This is a genomic window from Caballeronia sp. LZ001 (assembly GCF_031450875.1).
Classification (GTDB): Bacteria; Pseudomonadota; Gammaproteobacteria; order Burkholderiales; family Burkholderiaceae; genus Caballeronia.
Genome location: NZ_JARTVX010000004.1, coordinates 1,747,576 through 1,763,935, shown reverse-complemented (window position 1 = coordinate 1,763,935; position 16,360 = coordinate 1,747,576). Strand labels below are relative to the sequence as shown.

Genomic DNA, 16,360 nt, shown 5'->3' with positions numbered 1-16,360 from the left:
CCTACAGCACGTCAATGCCATCGGTCAGATTCTTGGCAGCGTGAAAGATGAGCCGACGTACCAAGCAGCGTTGCGTACGGCGGCCAACACGTTTGGCCCGGATTCGATCTCCGATCTGCCAGCGCAATACGACCCGAATGTCGTCAATCAGCATCTTGCGCAGACACTGACGTACAAGGATCAGCTCGAACAGGCCAACAAGCACTTCGACCAACAATTGCAAACGGCGCAGTTTGGCGAGACGCAGCGGCACAACACCGCGACCGAAGACAGCACCGTTCGCGGCCAAAACCTCACGGCGGCAACGGAGACGCGGGGCCAAGATCTGCGCGCAAATGAGTACGATCCAAAAACAAACATGATCGTCAACAAGGCGACTGGTCAAGCGCGGCCGGCGACAGGCCTTGACGGGCAACCGATTGCAACGCCGACTGGCAACTTGACAGGTGAACAATCGAACGCTGTTGCCTTTGGCGCTCGTGCGCTTGACGCACAAAACACGCTGCGTCAGCTTGAAGCGGGCGGGACTAACAGTGGAGGCCGCTTCGCACAGGGCCTTGAAAACCTTCCGTGGGTTGGGGGCGCACTTAGTAACGGCGTGCGTTCGACAGCAACGCTTCCGCTTGGAATTGGCGCGGCAGCGCAGGCGACGATTGCACCGAACGAGCAGCAACAAAGCTACGAGCAAGCGCAGCGTAACTTCGTGTCGGCCGTCTTGCGGAAAGAATCCGGCGCGGCAATCTCGAATGACGAATACGCGAACGAGGCAAAGAAATATTTCCCGCAACCGGGCGATACACCAGCCACGATCGAGCAAAAGGCTCGCGCACGCGACCTCGCTATTGAAGGATTGAAGGCGCAAGCAGGTCCTGGTTCATCGCTTATCGGCGGAATCATCTCTAACGCGAATCAGGATTACAGCAACCAACCGCGCCCGCAAACGCAGCAGTCTTCGCAACCAGCACAACCATCGCAATCGCAAGCGACGTTGTCCGGTTTATCAGACGAGCAGCGTATGGCACTTGCGCAACAACGTGCCGCTCGCGATCCAGCTTTTGCAGCGCGTCTTCGCGCATTGGGGCATTAAATGGCTGGCTACGACTCGATCTCTGACGATGCTCTGCTGGCCTCACTTGGGCCAGATCCGAAGGTCGCTGGCACACCTGCCGCGTTCATCGCGCAGCATCAGGGCTCAGCACAAGCTGCCGGGCAGCAACTTGGCGTTGATCCGAACTTGTTGCTTGCACAGTGGGGGCTTGAGACTGGATGGGGAAAATCCATTGTTCCGGGCACGAACAATCTCGGCAACGTGAAAGATTTCTCGGGCGGTGGTGTCGCGGCTCGCGACAACATGACCGGATCAACGGACAACTACCGGTCGTATTCATCGCCTGACGCTTTCGCCTCCGATCAAGCATCTCTGCTCGCGCGCAAGTATCCGGGTGTCGTCGGTGCTGGCTCGGACGTCCAGAAGTTCGCTAGCGGGCTTCGTGGCTATGCGGAAGACCCGAATTATGGGGCGAAGCTCGCGAGCGTCGTGCAGACCGTGCAGCGCCATCAGCCGCAGCAACAAGGCGTGCTTGCGCGCGTCGGCGACGCAGTTGCAAGCGCCATTTCTGGCACCGCGAACGCCGCGACGCCGCAAGACCTTTCTGGCATCAGCGATGAAGACCTTCTTGCGGCGCTGTCGTCGCGCGGAAAAGGGCAACCGGCCCAAGCGGCGGCGAACGCTGCAAGTACAAATCCGCCACTTCTGGATTCTGTTGGCCATCAGCTCGGGCTGACTGCGCGCGCGGCAGGTCATGGCATCGCCGATGCCGTCGGTCTCGTGGCGAATCCGGTAAATGCAGCCATCAACACGGTAGGTGGCTGGCTTGGCCATGACCCGCACTTGCAGGACGTCGACACGCTCATCAAGCGCGGTGTCGATGCCGTAACGCCCGCGCCTGCCAATGCGACAGAGAAGACGGTCGGCGACATTGCAAGCGCGGTGGCAAACCCTGTGAACGCAATCGGTGGTCCGATCATGCGCGGAGCACAGTCAGTGGGCGGCACTGTTTTGCGAGGTGCGGTCGCTGGGGGCGCTACTGCTGGAATGCAGCCCATGCATGCGGGCGATACTGTCGGAACGGAGTTGGGCCGCATCGGAGCCGGAACTATTGGCGGCGGCATTGGATCATTAGCGGGGGCAACGGCTGGCCGTGCCGTCGACGCGATAATGAATGGTGCAAATCAGATCGTGACGGCTATCAAGGCCGCAACGCCAGGCGTTCAGCGCACCGCGAACATGAATGCTGATCAGATCGTGACGGAAGTCGCGAGGCAAGAAGGCATCGATCTCGCTGCGATTCCCGACTCGATTCGCAACGGTCTTCGCCAGCAGGTTTCCGAGGCGCTTGCAAGCAACCAGACGCCCGACGCAGCGTCCTTGCTTCGTCGCGCCGAAGGTCAGACTGTGCTTGGCAACGATGCCGGCCTCACGCTTGGGCAAGCGACGCGCGATCCAATGCAGTTTGCGCAAGAGCGCAACATGCGCGGCGTCCAAGGTGCCGGCGAGCAGCTCACGCAGCGCTTCGCCGATCAAAACCGCGCGCTCATCGGCGCACTGAATGAGCGAGGGGCGGCAGCGGCGCCCGGCGAGTTCAATACCGGGCAATCTGTCATCGACGCGCTCGCAGCACGCGACGCCGCTGCACAAGGCAACGTAAGTGCGCTCTACCAGCGTGCGCGTGATCTGAACGGCGGAGACATTCCGCTTGATCACACGCAGTTCGTACAGCAAGCGAACGACGCTTTGGATCAGGGGTTGGCACATGCGCATCTCCCTGAGTGGGCGCGCGGCACCATGAACGACATCGCGTCCGGGAATTTGCCTCTGACGGTGGGTGTCGGCGAGCAATTCAAGACGCAACTCTCTCGCGCAATGCGCTCAACGGATGACGGCAACACGCGATTCGCCCTCGGCGCGGTTCGAAATGCGCTTGAAAGCGCGGAGCCGATCCAAGGATCGACGCAATTTGGCGGAAACCAACGCGTTCCATTCGGGACGCCGCTGCCGCCATCGAACCCAGGCGAAGAGGCGATACAAGCGTTCGGTCAAGCCCGCGCCGCCGCTGCGCAGCGTTTTGGCACCATCGACAGCAATCCAGCATTGCGCGCGGTCGTGAACGGCGACGCTGTGCCCGACAACTTCTTCAAGCGCTACGTGGTGAACGGCAATGTCGGCGACGTGAATTCGCTGCTTCGCCTTGTTCCGGATCAAGGCAATCAACTGCGCTCACAGGTCGTGGATTATCTGAAATCGAAGGCGCTCAACGGTGCGAGCGACGAGATCGGCACGTTTTCGCAGGCGGGATTCAACAAAGCTTTGAACTCGCTCGGCGACGCCAAGCTCAATGCGATCTTCGGGCCTGATACGACTGCGCAGCTTCGGCAGATTGGACGGGTGGCGGCGAATATTCAGGCGCAGCCGGCAGGTTCAGCAGTGAACAACTCGAATACGGGCGCAGCGGTGATGAACATGCTGAGTCAGATGAGCGGGAAAGTCGGCGGCTTCCCCGGCGTGAACATTCTGCGCAACTCAGTGAATCAGTTTCTTGATGAACGCACCGTAGCGAATTCACTCGCCGCGAACATCGTCCCGACGCCGGCGCTTGGCGTCAAAGGGAGCCTGAACGCGCTTCTCCCACTTTCGGCGCCACTTGGCGGGGTCGTTGGCACCGATTCTCGCAGAGAACGCAAGTAGGGCCGCGAATAATGCCGACGCTATGACTTGGATCTTGAAACCTTCTGAAGTCACTTCCGTGATGAACCAGTTCCAAAATTTTTCCATGTTTTCCGCCTTTTCGATTCGAGGATTCTAATATGGCTTCCATCCTGCCAGCCGCAAAAACTCAGTACCTCGATGCCAACGGTCGACCGTTGGTCGGCGGTAAAGCATATTTTTACTTCGTCGGCACCGAAACGAAGAAGGACACCTTTCAAGACCCAGACCTGTCCATCCCAAACGCCAATCCCGTGATTCTGGACAGCTTCGGCGAAGCGTCCATCTGGGGCACTGGCGCCTATCGCCAAGTGCTCAAAGACAAGGACGATCAACTCATCTGGGATCAGGTGACGCAAGAGTCTGGAGACGCTGTAGCTGGAAACTTCAACGACGACGTCTTCGTTTCTGGCACTGACTTCACGCCCGGCACGACGGATCATCTTACGCTTTCGCAGGCATACGGATCGATCGATAACCTAGACGTGCATTTCGATGCCGCCTATCAAGGACCGGACCAGATTCTCTCCCTAGTCGACAATGTTCTGACTTTCACGTCTCCTATTCCCGTTGGCGTTGAACGCGTCTATGTGAAGGGAGGACTTACGACCCCGATTGCGAAGCCCGGTTCAGGCACTGTCGGCGACAACGAGATTGCGCAGGGCTCGAAGATTTATAACCGCATAAATGATTTCATTTCGGTCAAGGATTTCGGTGCGAAGGGCAACACGAAATTGGATTCGAACGGCGCGTATATCAGTGGGGCGAACGATACCGCTTCAGTGAAGGCGGCGTTTGACTACGCGGCGTCGTGCGGCGGCGGCACCGTTTGTTTCCCTCCCGGCACGTATTTTGTGAATTCCAGCATCAACGTCGGCACTAACGTAACTGCGCTCGGTATGGGCGGGACGGTTTTTTACGCGAAGCCGTCCGCAAACTATTTTCATTGCTTCATTTTGGGAGGCAAGAATCCAAAGGTGCTTGATCTTGCTGTCACGAGCGATCCGGCCTTAATCCGTGGCGATACTGGTTTCGGTATTTGCGTGTTGAATGCGCAAGACGCGGTCGTAAGCGGAAACACGCTGTACAACTGCGCGGCGCTTATTTGGGTTACGGAATCCATCGATACGCGTGTAACAGACAACAAAATTAACAACAGCCGCGCGGACGGCATTCATTTTTCGGACGGTGCTGTCGGGGGAACGATTGATGGCAACATCATCACCGGAACGGAAGATGATGCGATAGCGGTTGTGCTTGATACGGTCGGCGCTGATTTGCCAGGCAAAGTAACGATTTCAGGTAACGCCGTGGTTGGCACGAAACGAGGCCAGGGCGTTTGTTTTATCGGTTGCTTCGATGTCTCGATTGTCGGAAATACGTTCACCAATTTGGGGGCGGCCTCTGCAATAGGCAATTACCAATGGAATGCCGACACGCGGATGGCGAGCAACATCCTAATCGCAGGAAATACGATTTCTCGGCCTGGGCTGACTGTCGGATCTTTCGTGCCAGGCAACGAGCTCAGTGTTCACGGCATCCTTATTGGCTACGCCAGTAATGTGACCATCACTGGCAATCTGATTAGTGATATTGCCGACAACGCGGGATACACCTCCGCCGCAATCGCGCTGTTCGCCTATCAGAATATCTACGTCCGTGGGAACACCATACAAAACTGCACTAGCCATGGCGTATGGGTCGTGGAAGACACGGGGCAGACAAGCACCAATCTGAAAAGCCTGCACATCGACGGGAACGAGTTCTACAACGTCGTCAAATATGCTATCCGCGCTAAGCCGGCAAGCGCATTCCTTGATGGCCTATTCATCACTGACAACAAGTTCAAAGACTGCTCGTATGACGCGAGCGTCGCGAACTATGTCGTTAGTGTCGGTCGCACTCAGGCGACACCGTTGCGTTACTACGGGAACAAGCTGTTGAACCGCGAAACGAGTTTGATTGATCTTGATCCGACTAATGCGACCGACATTCGTCAAGCGAACAATATTCCGGCCTTCTGAACCGGCAACGATTATGAATAAGTGAAGGATGTCAGGGAGGAAATGGTGGATGACTCAAAGTTAGACGTGCTTGCGGAGCGCCTGAGTGCGGCGCTTGATGACCTTAAGGAAATGAAGGGAAAGGTCGACGCTATGCACATCATCAGCACGCGTCTTGCCGGGTTAGAGAAAGACGTTGTTGCGGTGGATAGAAAAGTCGATGTCGCGCTTCGCAAGTCAGACGCGATGGACAACCTTTTCTTAACGATGAAAGACGATGTCATCCAACCTATCAAAGAAGAGATCACCGAGATCAGATCGGACACGACGAATAACCGCAAATGGTGGAGAACGATCGGTGCAATCACGGTGGCTATCCCGGCACTGACGGCTTGGGCCGGATTTCAGTGGAAGCCTTGGCAGGGTGATATCGATTCCGGCGTGAAGAAAGTACAGGACCAATTTGATGTTGCCAGGGCCAAGCGAGACGATCAGATGGCGAAGTACTCACAGGACGTCGGGCACGAGTTGCAAAGCAATGACCGACGCTTAACGGTGCTCGAATTCAGGGCCAACAACGTTGACGGCAAGGGAGCGAAATGAACCTCATACAACTCATCGCAGTGATTCTGCTGGTTGCAATTTTGTTCGGCGCGTTCCCTCTCGCGCCGTGGACTGCTACATGGGGTCTAGGCTGGTATCCAAGCGGTGCAGCGCTTGTACTGCTCGTTCTTCTTCTGATCTTCATTCTATGAACGCTTTCGATATGCCGACCCTCGTGGCTGAGTTGAAGAGGGATGAAGGGGTAAGGCTTAAGCCATACACCGATACGGTCGGAAAGCTGACCATCGGCGTTGGTCGGAACTTGACCGATGTCGGTATCAGCGATGACGAATGCACGACACTGCTGCAGAACGACATCGATAAGACGGTTGCGGCGCTTGATCGCACTCTTCCGTGGTGGCGAAATCTCAACCCCGTGCGGCAGCGAGTGCTCGTGAACATGGCATTCAACATGGGGATGGTTGGATTGCTTACGTTCAAGAACACGCTATCAGCAATGCAAAACGGCTCATACGCGGCGGCGGCGGCCGGAATGCTGGCTTCGAAGTGGGCGACTCAGGTAGGGGCGCGCGCCGAACGGTTGGCCGACATGATGCGCACGGGGGCAGTATGAGCACTTGGGGAGATGTGGCGGCAACCGTCGCCAAGGTAGCGCCGATACTTGGAAATATCCTTCCGGGTGTTGGCACGGTCGCAGGGCTTGGCGTAGGAGCAGCCGCCTCGATAGTGGCGTCAGCGCTTGGCGTATCGGCTGATCCTGACTCTGTCATGTCGGCCCTTAAGAGTGATCCTGATGCGTTGGTTAAAGTGCGCACCGCTGAACTGGATAACCAGACTCAGCTCGCGAACATCGCCATGCAGCGTGAACAGAATTCGCTCGCCGCTCAGACCGCTCAATATCAGGCTGATGCGGCAGATCGAGCCAGCGCCCGCAATCTCGCCTCCGAAGACAAAGATCACACCGCACGTAACCTCGCCTATCTCTATACCGGGGCGCTATTTGCCGTAATTGGCGCGCACCTTTTCATCATCGTTCAGGGCGTGGCAGTGGACGCCATCGCGATGTCGTTGATCTCAACGCTTGAAGGCGTCCTGATCTCGATGGTTCTTGGGTCCAAAGAGTTTTACTTCGGGTCGTCGAGCGCTGCCGTAAAGCAACAGGCGGCTATTACGAACTTCGCCACTGCACCGGGAGCAGTGACCGCAGCGGCTGGCGACACGACCACCGTTCAGACTCCGACAGATTCACAGCAAACCGTAACTGTCGGCCCTGCCGACAACACATACAAGGGCCATTGACCATGAAAAGACTCGTCGCTACAGCGCTCGCCGCATTCACCTCGCTCGCATTTGGTGCCACGCTTACACCGATCTCGCTGCTCAATCCTTCCGGCTCGACATCTGGGCAAGTGATCGCGTCTACCGGACCATCCACGGCGCCCGCCTGGACGACAGTTACGCTCTCAGGGCTACCGGGCACCGTAGCAATCTCCAACGGCGGCACGGGCGCCACGAGTGCAAGCGCCGCACGCACGAACCTCGGCCTTGGCACTGCTGCTACAGTCAACACCGGGACGAGCGGAGCAGCTGTGCCGCTGCTAAACGGCGCGAACACCTGGGCGTCGGCGCAGACGTTTTCCGTTCGGCCCACCTTCAACGGTGCCACGCCGTGGGATAGTGCGAACCTCGCAAGTCCGGCATCGACAGCCGGCAACCTTTCACAGTTCGCTTCGACCACGAGCGCGCAGCTCGCTGCGTTGCTCTCCGACGAAACGGGGAGCGGCGCGAATGTCTTCGGAACATCGCCGACGATCACGACGCCGAACATCGTCGGGGTGACGAACGGCAGTAATGCTGCTGCTGGTAGCGTCGGAGAGTATGTGACAGCGTCGCCAACTGGCATTTCATTGACGACGGGGACAACGATCAATTTGACGTCAATAAGCCTGACGGCTGGGGATTGGGATGTGTCTGGCGCGGTGGAGTTTTCGCCGGCCGGCACCACGGTTATCACAGCAGAATACGCTTCGATTTCTACGACATCGGCCACGTTGGGCGGGTTGGGTCAGCGTTCCGCCATATTGCTGAATCACTCGGCTGGAGCCGGAGATATGCTTGCAACTCCGAGCGTGAGATTGAGCCTTGCATCGACTACGACGGTCTATCTGGTCGCGAACGCATCCTTTACAACAAGCACGGCAAGCGCGTCAGGATTGATTCGCGCGCGCAGGATTCGGTGATTGCGAAAGAGGCACGACGACGGGCGTGCCTCAACCACCACCGCCGCCGCATCCGGCACAGGCCATGAGCGCGATGCTTGCGATGGAAGCAACGATTCCCTTCATGATTTTTCCGTTCATTATTTCCCCAGACGAATATTATCAGTCTTCTAAAAATTCCCCGGTTTAGGCGGCTAAGCGTTTCTAATAACGACATCGGAACATGGCGCAAACCCGCACCCAAACCTGATTAAAAGTTCGGCAAAATATTAGAAGCGACGTAGCGGAACGCCTTATTTGGCAAGGCTCTTAGGCTTATTTTTAATTTTGAGCGGCACGCAATTCCGCCTCGCCCAGTTGTTCTTCTCGAATATCGGTCGCGTGCTGTCGCGCGATCATATTTTCGCGATGGTCTGGGGTCGCGAGTTCCGCGAAACCACGCGCACTATCGACAGTCACGTGTCGCGTCTGCGTCTGGCACTGGAAATCGAGCCGGTCAATCACTTCCGACTGCAGCCGGTGTACAAGAGCGGTTATCGCCTGTTGCATCTGTATGGCGATGGCGAGGAAACCGGCGACGAGCGCGTCGAACCCGAGCATGCCCGTATTGCTGCTTAAGAGCACCAAGTAAAAATGCCGTCGCGAGACGGCATTTTTGCGTTTGCCTTGAAAGACTCACGCTTTCACATAATGGATTCCGTCGCGAGACGGCATCGCTGTGATCGGCGAAATCAGAACCGCGGCAATTCAGGCCGCGTTTCGATACTTTGCCGGATCAGCGCTTCGATCTCCTTGCGTTCGTCGCCGGCAAGCGGAAGTCGCGGCGGGCGTACCGGCTCCGTGCCAAGGCCGACGATCGTTTCCGCGAGCTTGATGTTCTGCACGAGCTTGTGCGACACGTCGAGCGCGAGCAGTGGCGCGAACCAGCGGTAAATCGCGCGCGCTTCCTCCATGCGTCCCGCCTGCAAAAGCTTGTAGATCGCCACGGTCTCGCGCGGAAACGCGCACACGAGGCCAGCCACCCAACCGTGTGCGCCCATCAGCATGGCTTCCATCGCCAGATTGTCGACGCCGCAAAAGAGCGCATAGCGGTCGCCGACTTCGTTGATCAGGTCGGTAATGCGCCGTACGTCGCCGCTGGATTCCTTGATCGCCGCGAATTTGCTGTCTTCGGCCAGTTCCGCGAACATGCGCGGTGTGACATCGACGCCATACGCGAGCGGATTGTTGTAGACCATGATCGGCAGCGGACTTGCATCCGCGACCATGCGGAAATGGTTGAGCGTCTCGCGCCGATCCGACATATAACGCAGACCCGGCAGCACCATGTAGCCCTTCGCGCCCCGGCTTGCCGCGCGCGCCGCCTGGCGGCAGCCGTCGAGCGTGCTGTTTTCTGCGATGGTCAGCAGTACCGGCACGCGTTCGCGCGCCGCGTCCACGGCGATATCGAGCACGTCGAGCTTTTCGTCGAGCGAAAGCGTCGAAGCTTCGCCGAGCGAGCCGCACACAATGATGCCGTCCACGCCAGCCTCGATCTGCGCTTCGATGTTCTTCTTCGTCCACGCGCGGTCTATGCTGAAATCGGCGTTGAACTTGGTGGTGACGGCGGGCATCACGCCTTCCCAGATATGCGACACGGCGGCTCTCCGAAAATGTTTGAACGCTGTGCAGTTTAAGCACGGCAAAACAAGGCGTCTTGCGCGTTTCGCGCGCGGCGCGTGCCGATTTCGGCACAGCGCGCGCGGGCTCCGGCGAGCGTCATCGGGCGAGGGCGGGTTATGCCGATATCGTCATCGAAATCGCGTAGCCGCTCCAAGACGCCTGCCGCGCGCATTTTTAGGATAGGCAGCATGAAAACCATCGACATCATCGATTCGCATACGGGCGGCGAGCCGACCCGCCTCGTCACCGCGGGCGGTCCGGACTTGGGCGACGGCACACTCGCGCAACGGCTGGAGACGTTTCGCACGCGTTTCGACGACTGGCGCCGCGCCATCGTCACCGAGCCGCGCGGCTCCGACGTCATGGTCGGCGCGCTTCTCTGCGCGCCCGACGACCCCACCGCGACTGCGGGCGTGGTCTTCTTCAACAACGTCGGCTATCTCGGCATGTGCGGGCACGGGACCATCGGGCTCGTGGCGTCGCTGGCGCATGCGGGACGGATAGCGGCGGGGCGGCATCGTATCGATACGCCCGTCGGTCCCGTCGATGCCACGCTCAATCCGAACGGCAGCGTCAGCGTGCGCAATGTGCCGGCATACCGGCATCGGCGCGCGGTGACGGTGGATGTGCCTGGCTACGGTCCGCTCACGGGCGATGTCGCGTGGGGCGGCAACTGGTTCTTCCTCGTCGCGGACCACGGACGCACGCTCGACGGCGCGCGTATCGCGGAGTTGACGGCATTTTCCGATGCGATTCGCGAAGCGCTGCAGGCGCAGGGCATAACGGGTGCGGCGGGAGCGTACATCGACCATATCGAACTGTTCGCGGATTCGCCTTCGACGGGCATCGACAGCCGCAGCTTCGTGCTGTGCCCAGGCAGCGCGTACCGACCGGTCGCCGTGCGGCACCGGCACGAGCGCGAAGCTCGCGTGTCTCGCGGCGGACGGATTGCTCGCGCCGGGCGAAATCTGGCGGCAGGAAAGCATCATCGGCAGCGTGTTCGAGGCGAGTTACGAGCACGCGCAAGGCGAGATCGTGCCGACGATCACCGGCTTTGCGCACGTCATGGGCGAAGGGCGGCTCGTGTTCGACGAGCGCGATCCGTTCGCGCGCGGCATTCCGGCGAGCGTTGCCGCGTGACGCACATGTCGGCGGATGTGATCGTCGTCGGCGCGGGCATCGTCGGCGCGGCGTGCGCGGCGGAACTGGCTGCGCGCGGGCTTGTGGTCGATGTCGTGGATGCGCGGGGTATCGGCGGCGGCGCGACGGCGGCGGGCATGGGGCATATCGTCGTGATGAACGATTCCGCCGCCGAATTCGCGCTGACCCGCGCGTCGCGCGACTTGTGGCTGGCGCTCGCGCCGCATTTGCGCGAACGCGACGCCTTCGTGCGATGCGGCACCGTCTGGGCCGCCGAAGACGACGAGGAACTCGACGCGGCGCAAACCATGCGCGATGCCTTCGCGGCAGGCGGCGTGCGCGCGCATTTGCTCGATGCGACCGGCTTGCGCGAGGCGGAGCCATCGCTGAGTCACGCGCTGCGAGGCGGCGTTCTCGTCGATGACGACGCCATCGTCTATGCGCCTGCAGCCGCGCAATGGCTGCTGACGCGCTCCGAAGGCGCCGCGCGCATTCGCGTCGTCACCGGCTGCGCGGTCGCTGGCGTCGCCGCGACCGACAGCGCCGCGAGCATCACGCTTCGCGGCGGCGAGCGGTGTCACGCGGCGCATGTGGTCGTCGCCAACGGGATTGCGGCGGCGGAGTTGATCGATGGCGTGTCACTCGAAGCCAAGAAGGGACATCTGCTGATCACGGATCGTTATCCGGGCACGATCAGGCATCAGGTGGCGGAACTCGGGTATATCAAGAGCGCGCATCACGCGCGCGGCGTGTCGGTGGCGTTCAACGCGCAGCCGCGGCCGACGGGACAGATTTTGATCGGCTCTTCGCGGCAGTTCGGCAATGTCGATCCGGCCATCGATGCCCGCGTGCTCGCGCTCATGCTCAGACGCGCGTCGCGGTTTTTGCCGGGCATCGGCGCGCTCAACGCGATTCGCGCGTGGACCGGTTTGCGCGCGGCGACGCCGGACGGCATGCCGCTGATCGGCCCGGCGCGGTATGCGGGCGATCGGTTGTGGCTTGCGGCCGGGCATGAAGGGCTGGGCGTCACGACTTCGCTAGGCACTGCCGCGTTGCTGGCGGATCAGATTCTCGGCGCGATGCAAGCGCCTTACGCGGCTGCGTTTTCGCCGCAGCGGTTTGCGCGGGAACCGGTCGATGGTTGAAATTGCGCGCTTGCCGCTTGCGTGGCCGCTTTGGCTTCGCAAGCTCGCAAGCAGGAATGCCTCGACGATTGCTGCCGGGCGTATCGCAAGCGACGGCGAAGCGCCGGGTCCGCTCGCGCTCTTACAAGATCATCCAGATGGCTGAAACCGTCCGCATCTTCATCGACGGTGAAGCGCTCGACGTCGCCGCTTTCACCACCATCGCCGCCGCGCTCGCGATGCGCTCGATCGCAGGCACGCGCCGCTCCGTTTCGGGCGAGCCGCGCGCCGCGCTCTGCGGAATGGGCGTCTGTCAGGAGTGCCGCGTCGTCGTGGCGGGCCGCGCGCATGTGCTCGGCTGTCAGACGTTGTGTGACGAAGGCCTCGTCATCCAGACGATGGCGACGCCGCGATGACGCCCGAAATTTTCGATATCGCGATCGTCGGCGCGGGGCCGGCGGGGCTCGCGGCGGCGCAGGAGGCCGCGCGCGCGGGCGCGCGGGTCGCGCTCATCGACGATAACCCGCGTCCCGGCGGTCAGATCTGGCGGCAGGGTCCGCAGGCAGCGCTCGCCGATCCACTTCGTCACTGGCTCGCCGATACCGCCACGCGCCCGAATCTCACACGCTTGAGCTCGACCAAAGTGGCCGCCGTCTCCGGCGACAAGCGGCTCCTGCTGGAGCAGCAGACGGCATCGCTCGAAATCGCCTGGTCGAAGCTGATTCTCGCGACCGGCGCGCGCGAGCGTCTGTTGCCGTTCGAGGGCTGGACGTTGCCCGGCGTCACGGGCGCGGGCGGCTTGCAGGCGCTCATCAAGAGCGGGATGCCGGTGCGCGGGCAGCGCGTCGTGGTGGCGGGAAGCGGTCCGCTACTGCTCGCCGCCGCCGATACCGCGCGCCGTCATGGCGCCGAAGTTCTCGCGGTCATCGAGCAGGCGCGTTTTGGGCGCATCGCGCGTTTTGTCGCGTCACTTGCGGTGACGCCCGCGAAGCTCGCGCAGGCCATGGCGCTTGGGACGGCTGGCTATCGGACGGGCGGTGTCGTCGTGAAGGCGCACGGGCGTGAGCGCGTCGAAGCCGTCACGATCCGCACTGGCAGTCGGGAGCGAGTCATCGAAGCCGATCGCATCGCGTGCGGTTACGGGCTCGTGCCGAATACGACGCTCGCACAGGCGCTAGGCTGCGCATTCGCCGATACCGCCGCCCTTTGCGTCGACGACACTCAGCGCACTTCGCTCGATGCGGTGTTCGCCGCCGGAGAATGCACGGGCATCGGCGGCATGGAGCTGGCGCGCGTCGAAGGATTGATTGCGGCGCGCGCGGCGTTGGGGCTCGCCATCGACATGCGTCTCGTGCGCGAACGCGGGCGCTGGCGTGCGTTTGCCGGGCGCGTCGAGCGCGCTTTCGAGCTGGGTGCCGCCGCACGCACGCCGCCATCCGCCGACACGCTCATATGCCGCTGCGAGGACGTGCGCTTTGGCGACGTCGCGGCGCATGCCAATTGGCGCGATGCGAAGCTGCAGACGCGCTGCGGCATGGGCGCGTGCCAGGGACGCATTTGCGGCGAGGCGGCGTCGGTGTATTTCGGCTGGGAACGCCCGATGACGCGTCCACCGTTCGCGCCAGTTCGCATCGATACATTGATGGCGGAACTCGACGAAGGCGCGGTGGATTGAGGTCTTGGCGGCCGATGAACCGCGTACTAGCGTGATGAAGCCGTGCCGCGATACGCTTCACGCCAACGCCAACGCCAACGCCAACGCCAACGCCAACGCCAACTTCAAGAACCGACGCCCGCTCACGCATGAGCCGCCATGCAAGGCAGACGCCACGCTCAATTTTGTCCCGATGCACGCGCTCCTATAATCACCCGCATCGCGTTCAAAGTCAGCCCAACCGAAAACGCATGCCAACCTCGCCCGGCCTTCCCGACGAAGAACCCGCAGCCGATGCCTCGCCTGCATCGACGCTCGGCGCCATGCTCGCGCACTTCGCGCTGCTCGCGCCGGTGTTCGACGCGATGCCCGACATCGTATTCTTCGTGAAAGATCGCCACGCGCGCTACGCGATGGTCAACCGCACGCTCGCGCGCCGCTGCGGCCACAAGGACGACAAGTCCGCGCTGCTCGGCCGAACCGCCGAGGACGTTTTTCCGAGCCGCTTCGGGCGCATCTATACGGCGCAGGATCAGGCGATCATCGCGCAGGGCACTCAGCTCATCGATCAACTCGAATTGCATCTGTATCCCGGCCGCGAGCCCGGCTGGTGCATGACCTGCAAACAGCCGCTGCACGATGCGACGGGCAAAATCGTGGGTCTCGCGGGTATTTCGCGCGATCTGCAAGCGGCCGAAGGCACGCATCCGGCCTACAGCCGGCTCGCGGCGGTCGTGCAGCACATCCAGGAAAATTTCGTGCAGCCGCTCAACATGCGGCAACTCGCGCAGATGGCAAACATGTCGATCGCGCAGCTCGAACGATATTTTCACAAGGTCTTTCACCTGACACCGCGCCAGGTATTGCTGAAGACGCGGCTCGATGCCGCCACCGCACTGCTCGTCTCAAACGACAACAAGGTGACGGACGTGGCAGCGTTATGCGGCTACACCGATCACAGCGCCTTTACGCGGCAGTTCAAGGCGACGGTCGGAATTACGCCGACGGAATATCGCGCGCTGTTGCAGACATCGCAGGCGCCGCAGCCGTTGTCCACGCGCCCCGATTCCGCCGCGAACCTAAATGTCTGACGAGAAATCGGGGCATGGCTGCGGTTTTAATTACACGGTCGTGCGGCTTTACCGGCCGGTGCGCCACTAAAAAAACGCTGAAAGCGCCGCCAGTCAAGGGTCTGCGGGCGACGCCGCAGACCGGTCCGGTTCTTGCTCGATTTCGGTGCGCCGAGACCGGCATTACCCCCGTTGTCCCGGCGCGAGACATACTGCGCGGCATTCCGCACCGGTGCACGCGCAGCATAGAACACGGTGCGTTCGGAATTCCCGCCGCGTTTTCTTGTCAACGTATGCTTGGTGCGCGCAGTCGACGCAAGGTTGCCCAGGCAGTCAGGAGCGGCGAGCCGTGGAGACCGTGCGCGAGAATTCCGTTTTAGGTAGTCGAAAAGAACATCATGAACGAAGTAGCAAGACTGGGGCACACGCGGATCGTGCTGGTCGAAGACGATCCCGAAAGCAGGGCATCACTGCAAATTTTGCTTGAAGAAGAAGGCGCCGATGTGATCGCCGTAGCCGACGCCGAAGACGGCGCGGAAGCCGCGATCCGGAATCTTCCCGATGCGGTGATATGCGATCTCGACCTTCCCGGAATGGACGGTTTCTACCTCGTGCAACGTTTGCGCGACCATGAAATACGGGGCAATCTCCCGCCTTCCGTGGCCATCGCGCTGACGGGACACGACGGCGACGAATACCGATTACGAAGTATCGGCGAAGGATTCCAGCATTTCATGACGAAGCCCGCGCATCCCGAGGAACTGGTGGCGCTGATTCAAGACGCGCTGTCGGCACGTGTGGTGACTTAACTTCGCGTTTGTCTTGCGCGAGCGGCGTCGGCTGCAAGCGCAAGACAGCGGGAAAGGGCAGGCGATAAGCGGCTACGAGCGGTCGCGATTGCGGGCGCGCGTTGCGCCGGTAATGACGGCGATGCCGAGCAGGATGACGGCTACGATGGCGATCGTATGTTGCGACACGTGCATGGCAACGAGCCCCCACGCTACGCCGCCGATGAAAATCAGCCAGCCCACCAGATAAATGATCAGCGTCACGGTTTCTCCTGTTGTCCCTGTGTGCGTGTGAAAGAGATGCGCCCTCGGGCGCGCGGACATTATCCTTCGACGTATGCTCGCGTGGTGTCGGCTTGCAAGTCGCATACCA

The 16,360-nt window shown here is 60.9% G+C and carries 16 protein-coding genes and 2 pseudogenes; 15 read left to right on the top strand and 3 right to left on the bottom strand.

The genetic code is table 11. The annotated features are described in order from the left end of the window. Nucleotide 1: 1 nt before the first annotated feature. Entirely contained in the window at nt 2-289 is a 288-nt protein-coding gene (locus P9292_RS18920) for a hypothetical protein (protein WP_309960662.1), read from the bottom strand. 69 nt (nt 290-358) lie between these two features. Here P9292_RS18920 and P9292_RS18915 point away from each other — a divergent pair, with 69 nt between their 5' ends. The 9 genes and pseudogenes from P9292_RS18915 to P9292_RS18880 all read left to right on the top strand — a co-directional run. Beyond that, entirely contained in the window at nt 359-1,087 is a 729-nt protein-coding gene (locus P9292_RS18915; protein ID WP_309960659.1) for a hypothetical protein, read from the top strand. Beyond that, nucleotides 1,088-3,745, top strand: coding sequence for a glucosaminidase domain-containing protein (locus P9292_RS18910; RefSeq protein WP_309960656.1), 2,658 nt, complete (start codon nt 1,088-1,090; stop codon nt 3,743-3,745). It abuts the gene before it with no gap. A 119-nt stretch (nt 3,746-3,864) separates the two neighbouring features. Next, entirely contained in the window at nt 3,865-5,787 is a 1,923-nt protein-coding gene (locus P9292_RS18905; RefSeq protein WP_309960652.1) for a right-handed parallel beta-helix repeat-containing protein, read from the top strand. A gap of 21 nt (nt 5,788-5,808) precedes the next feature. After that, a complete protein-coding gene (locus P9292_RS18900; RefSeq protein WP_309960649.1) occupies nt 5,809-6,369 on the top strand; it encodes a hypothetical protein in 561 nt (186 codons plus the stop codon). Then, nucleotides 6,366-6,521, top strand: a complete 156-nt coding sequence (locus tag P9292_RS43195; RefSeq protein WP_409015176.1) for a DUF3309 family protein — start codon at nt 6,366-6,368, stop codon at nt 6,519-6,521. The genes P9292_RS18900 and P9292_RS43195 overlap by 4 nt, the downstream gene beginning before the upstream one ends. After that, nucleotides 6,518-6,943 carry a glycoside hydrolase family protein gene (locus tag P9292_RS18895; RefSeq protein ID WP_309960646.1) on the top strand — a complete coding sequence of 142 codons (426 nt, stop codon included), beginning with the start codon at nt 6,518-6,520 and terminating at the stop codon, nt 6,941-6,943. Before P9292_RS43195 ends, P9292_RS18895 begins: the two co-directional genes overlap by 4 nt. Beyond that, on the top strand, nt 6,940-7,629 hold the full coding sequence (locus P9292_RS18890; RefSeq protein WP_309960643.1) for a hypothetical protein: 690 nt from the start codon (nt 6,940-6,942) through the stop codon (nt 7,627-7,629). The genes P9292_RS18895 and P9292_RS18890 overlap by 4 nt, the downstream gene beginning before the upstream one ends. A 2-nt stretch (nt 7,630-7,631) precedes the next feature. Continuing rightward, nucleotides 7,632-8,570, top strand: coding sequence for a hypothetical protein (locus P9292_RS18885; protein WP_309960640.1), 939 nt, complete (start codon nt 7,632-7,634; stop codon nt 8,568-8,570). 300 nt (nt 8,571-8,870) lie between these two features. Beyond that, nucleotides 8,871-9,167 (top strand): annotated as a pseudogene (locus P9292_RS18880) (helix-turn-helix domain-containing protein); the annotation flags it as partial. 113 nt (nt 9,168-9,280) lie between these two features. Here P9292_RS18880 and P9292_RS18875 read toward each other — a convergent pair. Then, nucleotides 9,281-10,186, bottom strand: coding sequence for a dihydrodipicolinate synthase family protein (locus P9292_RS18875; RefSeq protein WP_250466752.1), 906 nt, complete (start codon nt 10,184-10,186; stop codon nt 9,281-9,283). A gap of 213 nt (nt 10,187-10,399) precedes the next feature. Here P9292_RS18875 and P9292_RS18870 point away from each other — a divergent pair. The 6 genes and pseudogenes from P9292_RS18870 to P9292_RS18845 all read left to right on the top strand — a co-directional run bounded on the left by P9292_RS18870 (nt 10,400) and on the right by P9292_RS18845 (nt 16,008). Beyond that, a pseudogene (locus tag P9292_RS18870) lies at nt 10,400-11,351 on the top strand (4-hydroxyproline epimerase). Nucleotides 11,352-11,356: 5 nt separating this feature from the next. Then, nucleotides 11,357-12,496 carry an FAD-dependent oxidoreductase gene (locus P9292_RS18865; protein ID WP_309964086.1) on the top strand — a complete coding sequence of 380 codons (1,140 nt, stop codon included), beginning with the start codon at nt 11,357-11,359 and terminating at the stop codon, nt 12,494-12,496. 137 nt (nt 12,497-12,633) lie between these two features. Next, a complete protein-coding gene (locus tag P9292_RS18860) occupies nt 12,634-12,891 on the top strand; it encodes a 2Fe-2S iron-sulfur cluster-binding protein (protein ID WP_250493354.1) in 258 nt (85 codons plus the stop codon). Next, nucleotides 12,888-14,150: an FAD/NAD(P)-binding oxidoreductase gene (locus P9292_RS18855; RefSeq protein WP_309960635.1), complete on the top strand. Its 1,263-nt coding sequence runs from the start codon at nt 12,888-12,890 to the stop codon at nt 14,148-14,150. Before P9292_RS18860 ends, P9292_RS18855 begins: the two co-directional genes overlap by 4 nt. Nucleotides 14,151-14,380: 230 nt before the next feature. Continuing rightward, nucleotides 14,381-15,220: an AraC family transcriptional regulator gene (locus tag P9292_RS18850; protein WP_250493253.1), complete on the top strand. Its 840-nt coding sequence runs from the start codon at nt 14,381-14,383 to the stop codon at nt 15,218-15,220. 377 nt (nt 15,221-15,597) lie between these two features. After that, on the top strand, nt 15,598-16,008 hold the full coding sequence (locus P9292_RS18845; RefSeq protein WP_309960631.1) for a response regulator: 411 nt from the start codon (nt 15,598-15,600) through the stop codon (nt 16,006-16,008). A 72-nt stretch (nt 16,009-16,080) separates the two neighbouring features. Here the strand turns inward: P9292_RS18845 and P9292_RS18840 are convergent, their stop codons facing one another. After that, nucleotides 16,081-16,251: a hypothetical protein gene (locus tag P9292_RS18840; protein ID WP_244828429.1), complete on the bottom strand. Its 171-nt coding sequence runs from the start codon at nt 16,249-16,251 to the stop codon at nt 16,081-16,083. Between the last annotated feature and the right edge of the window lie 109 nt (nt 16,252-16,360).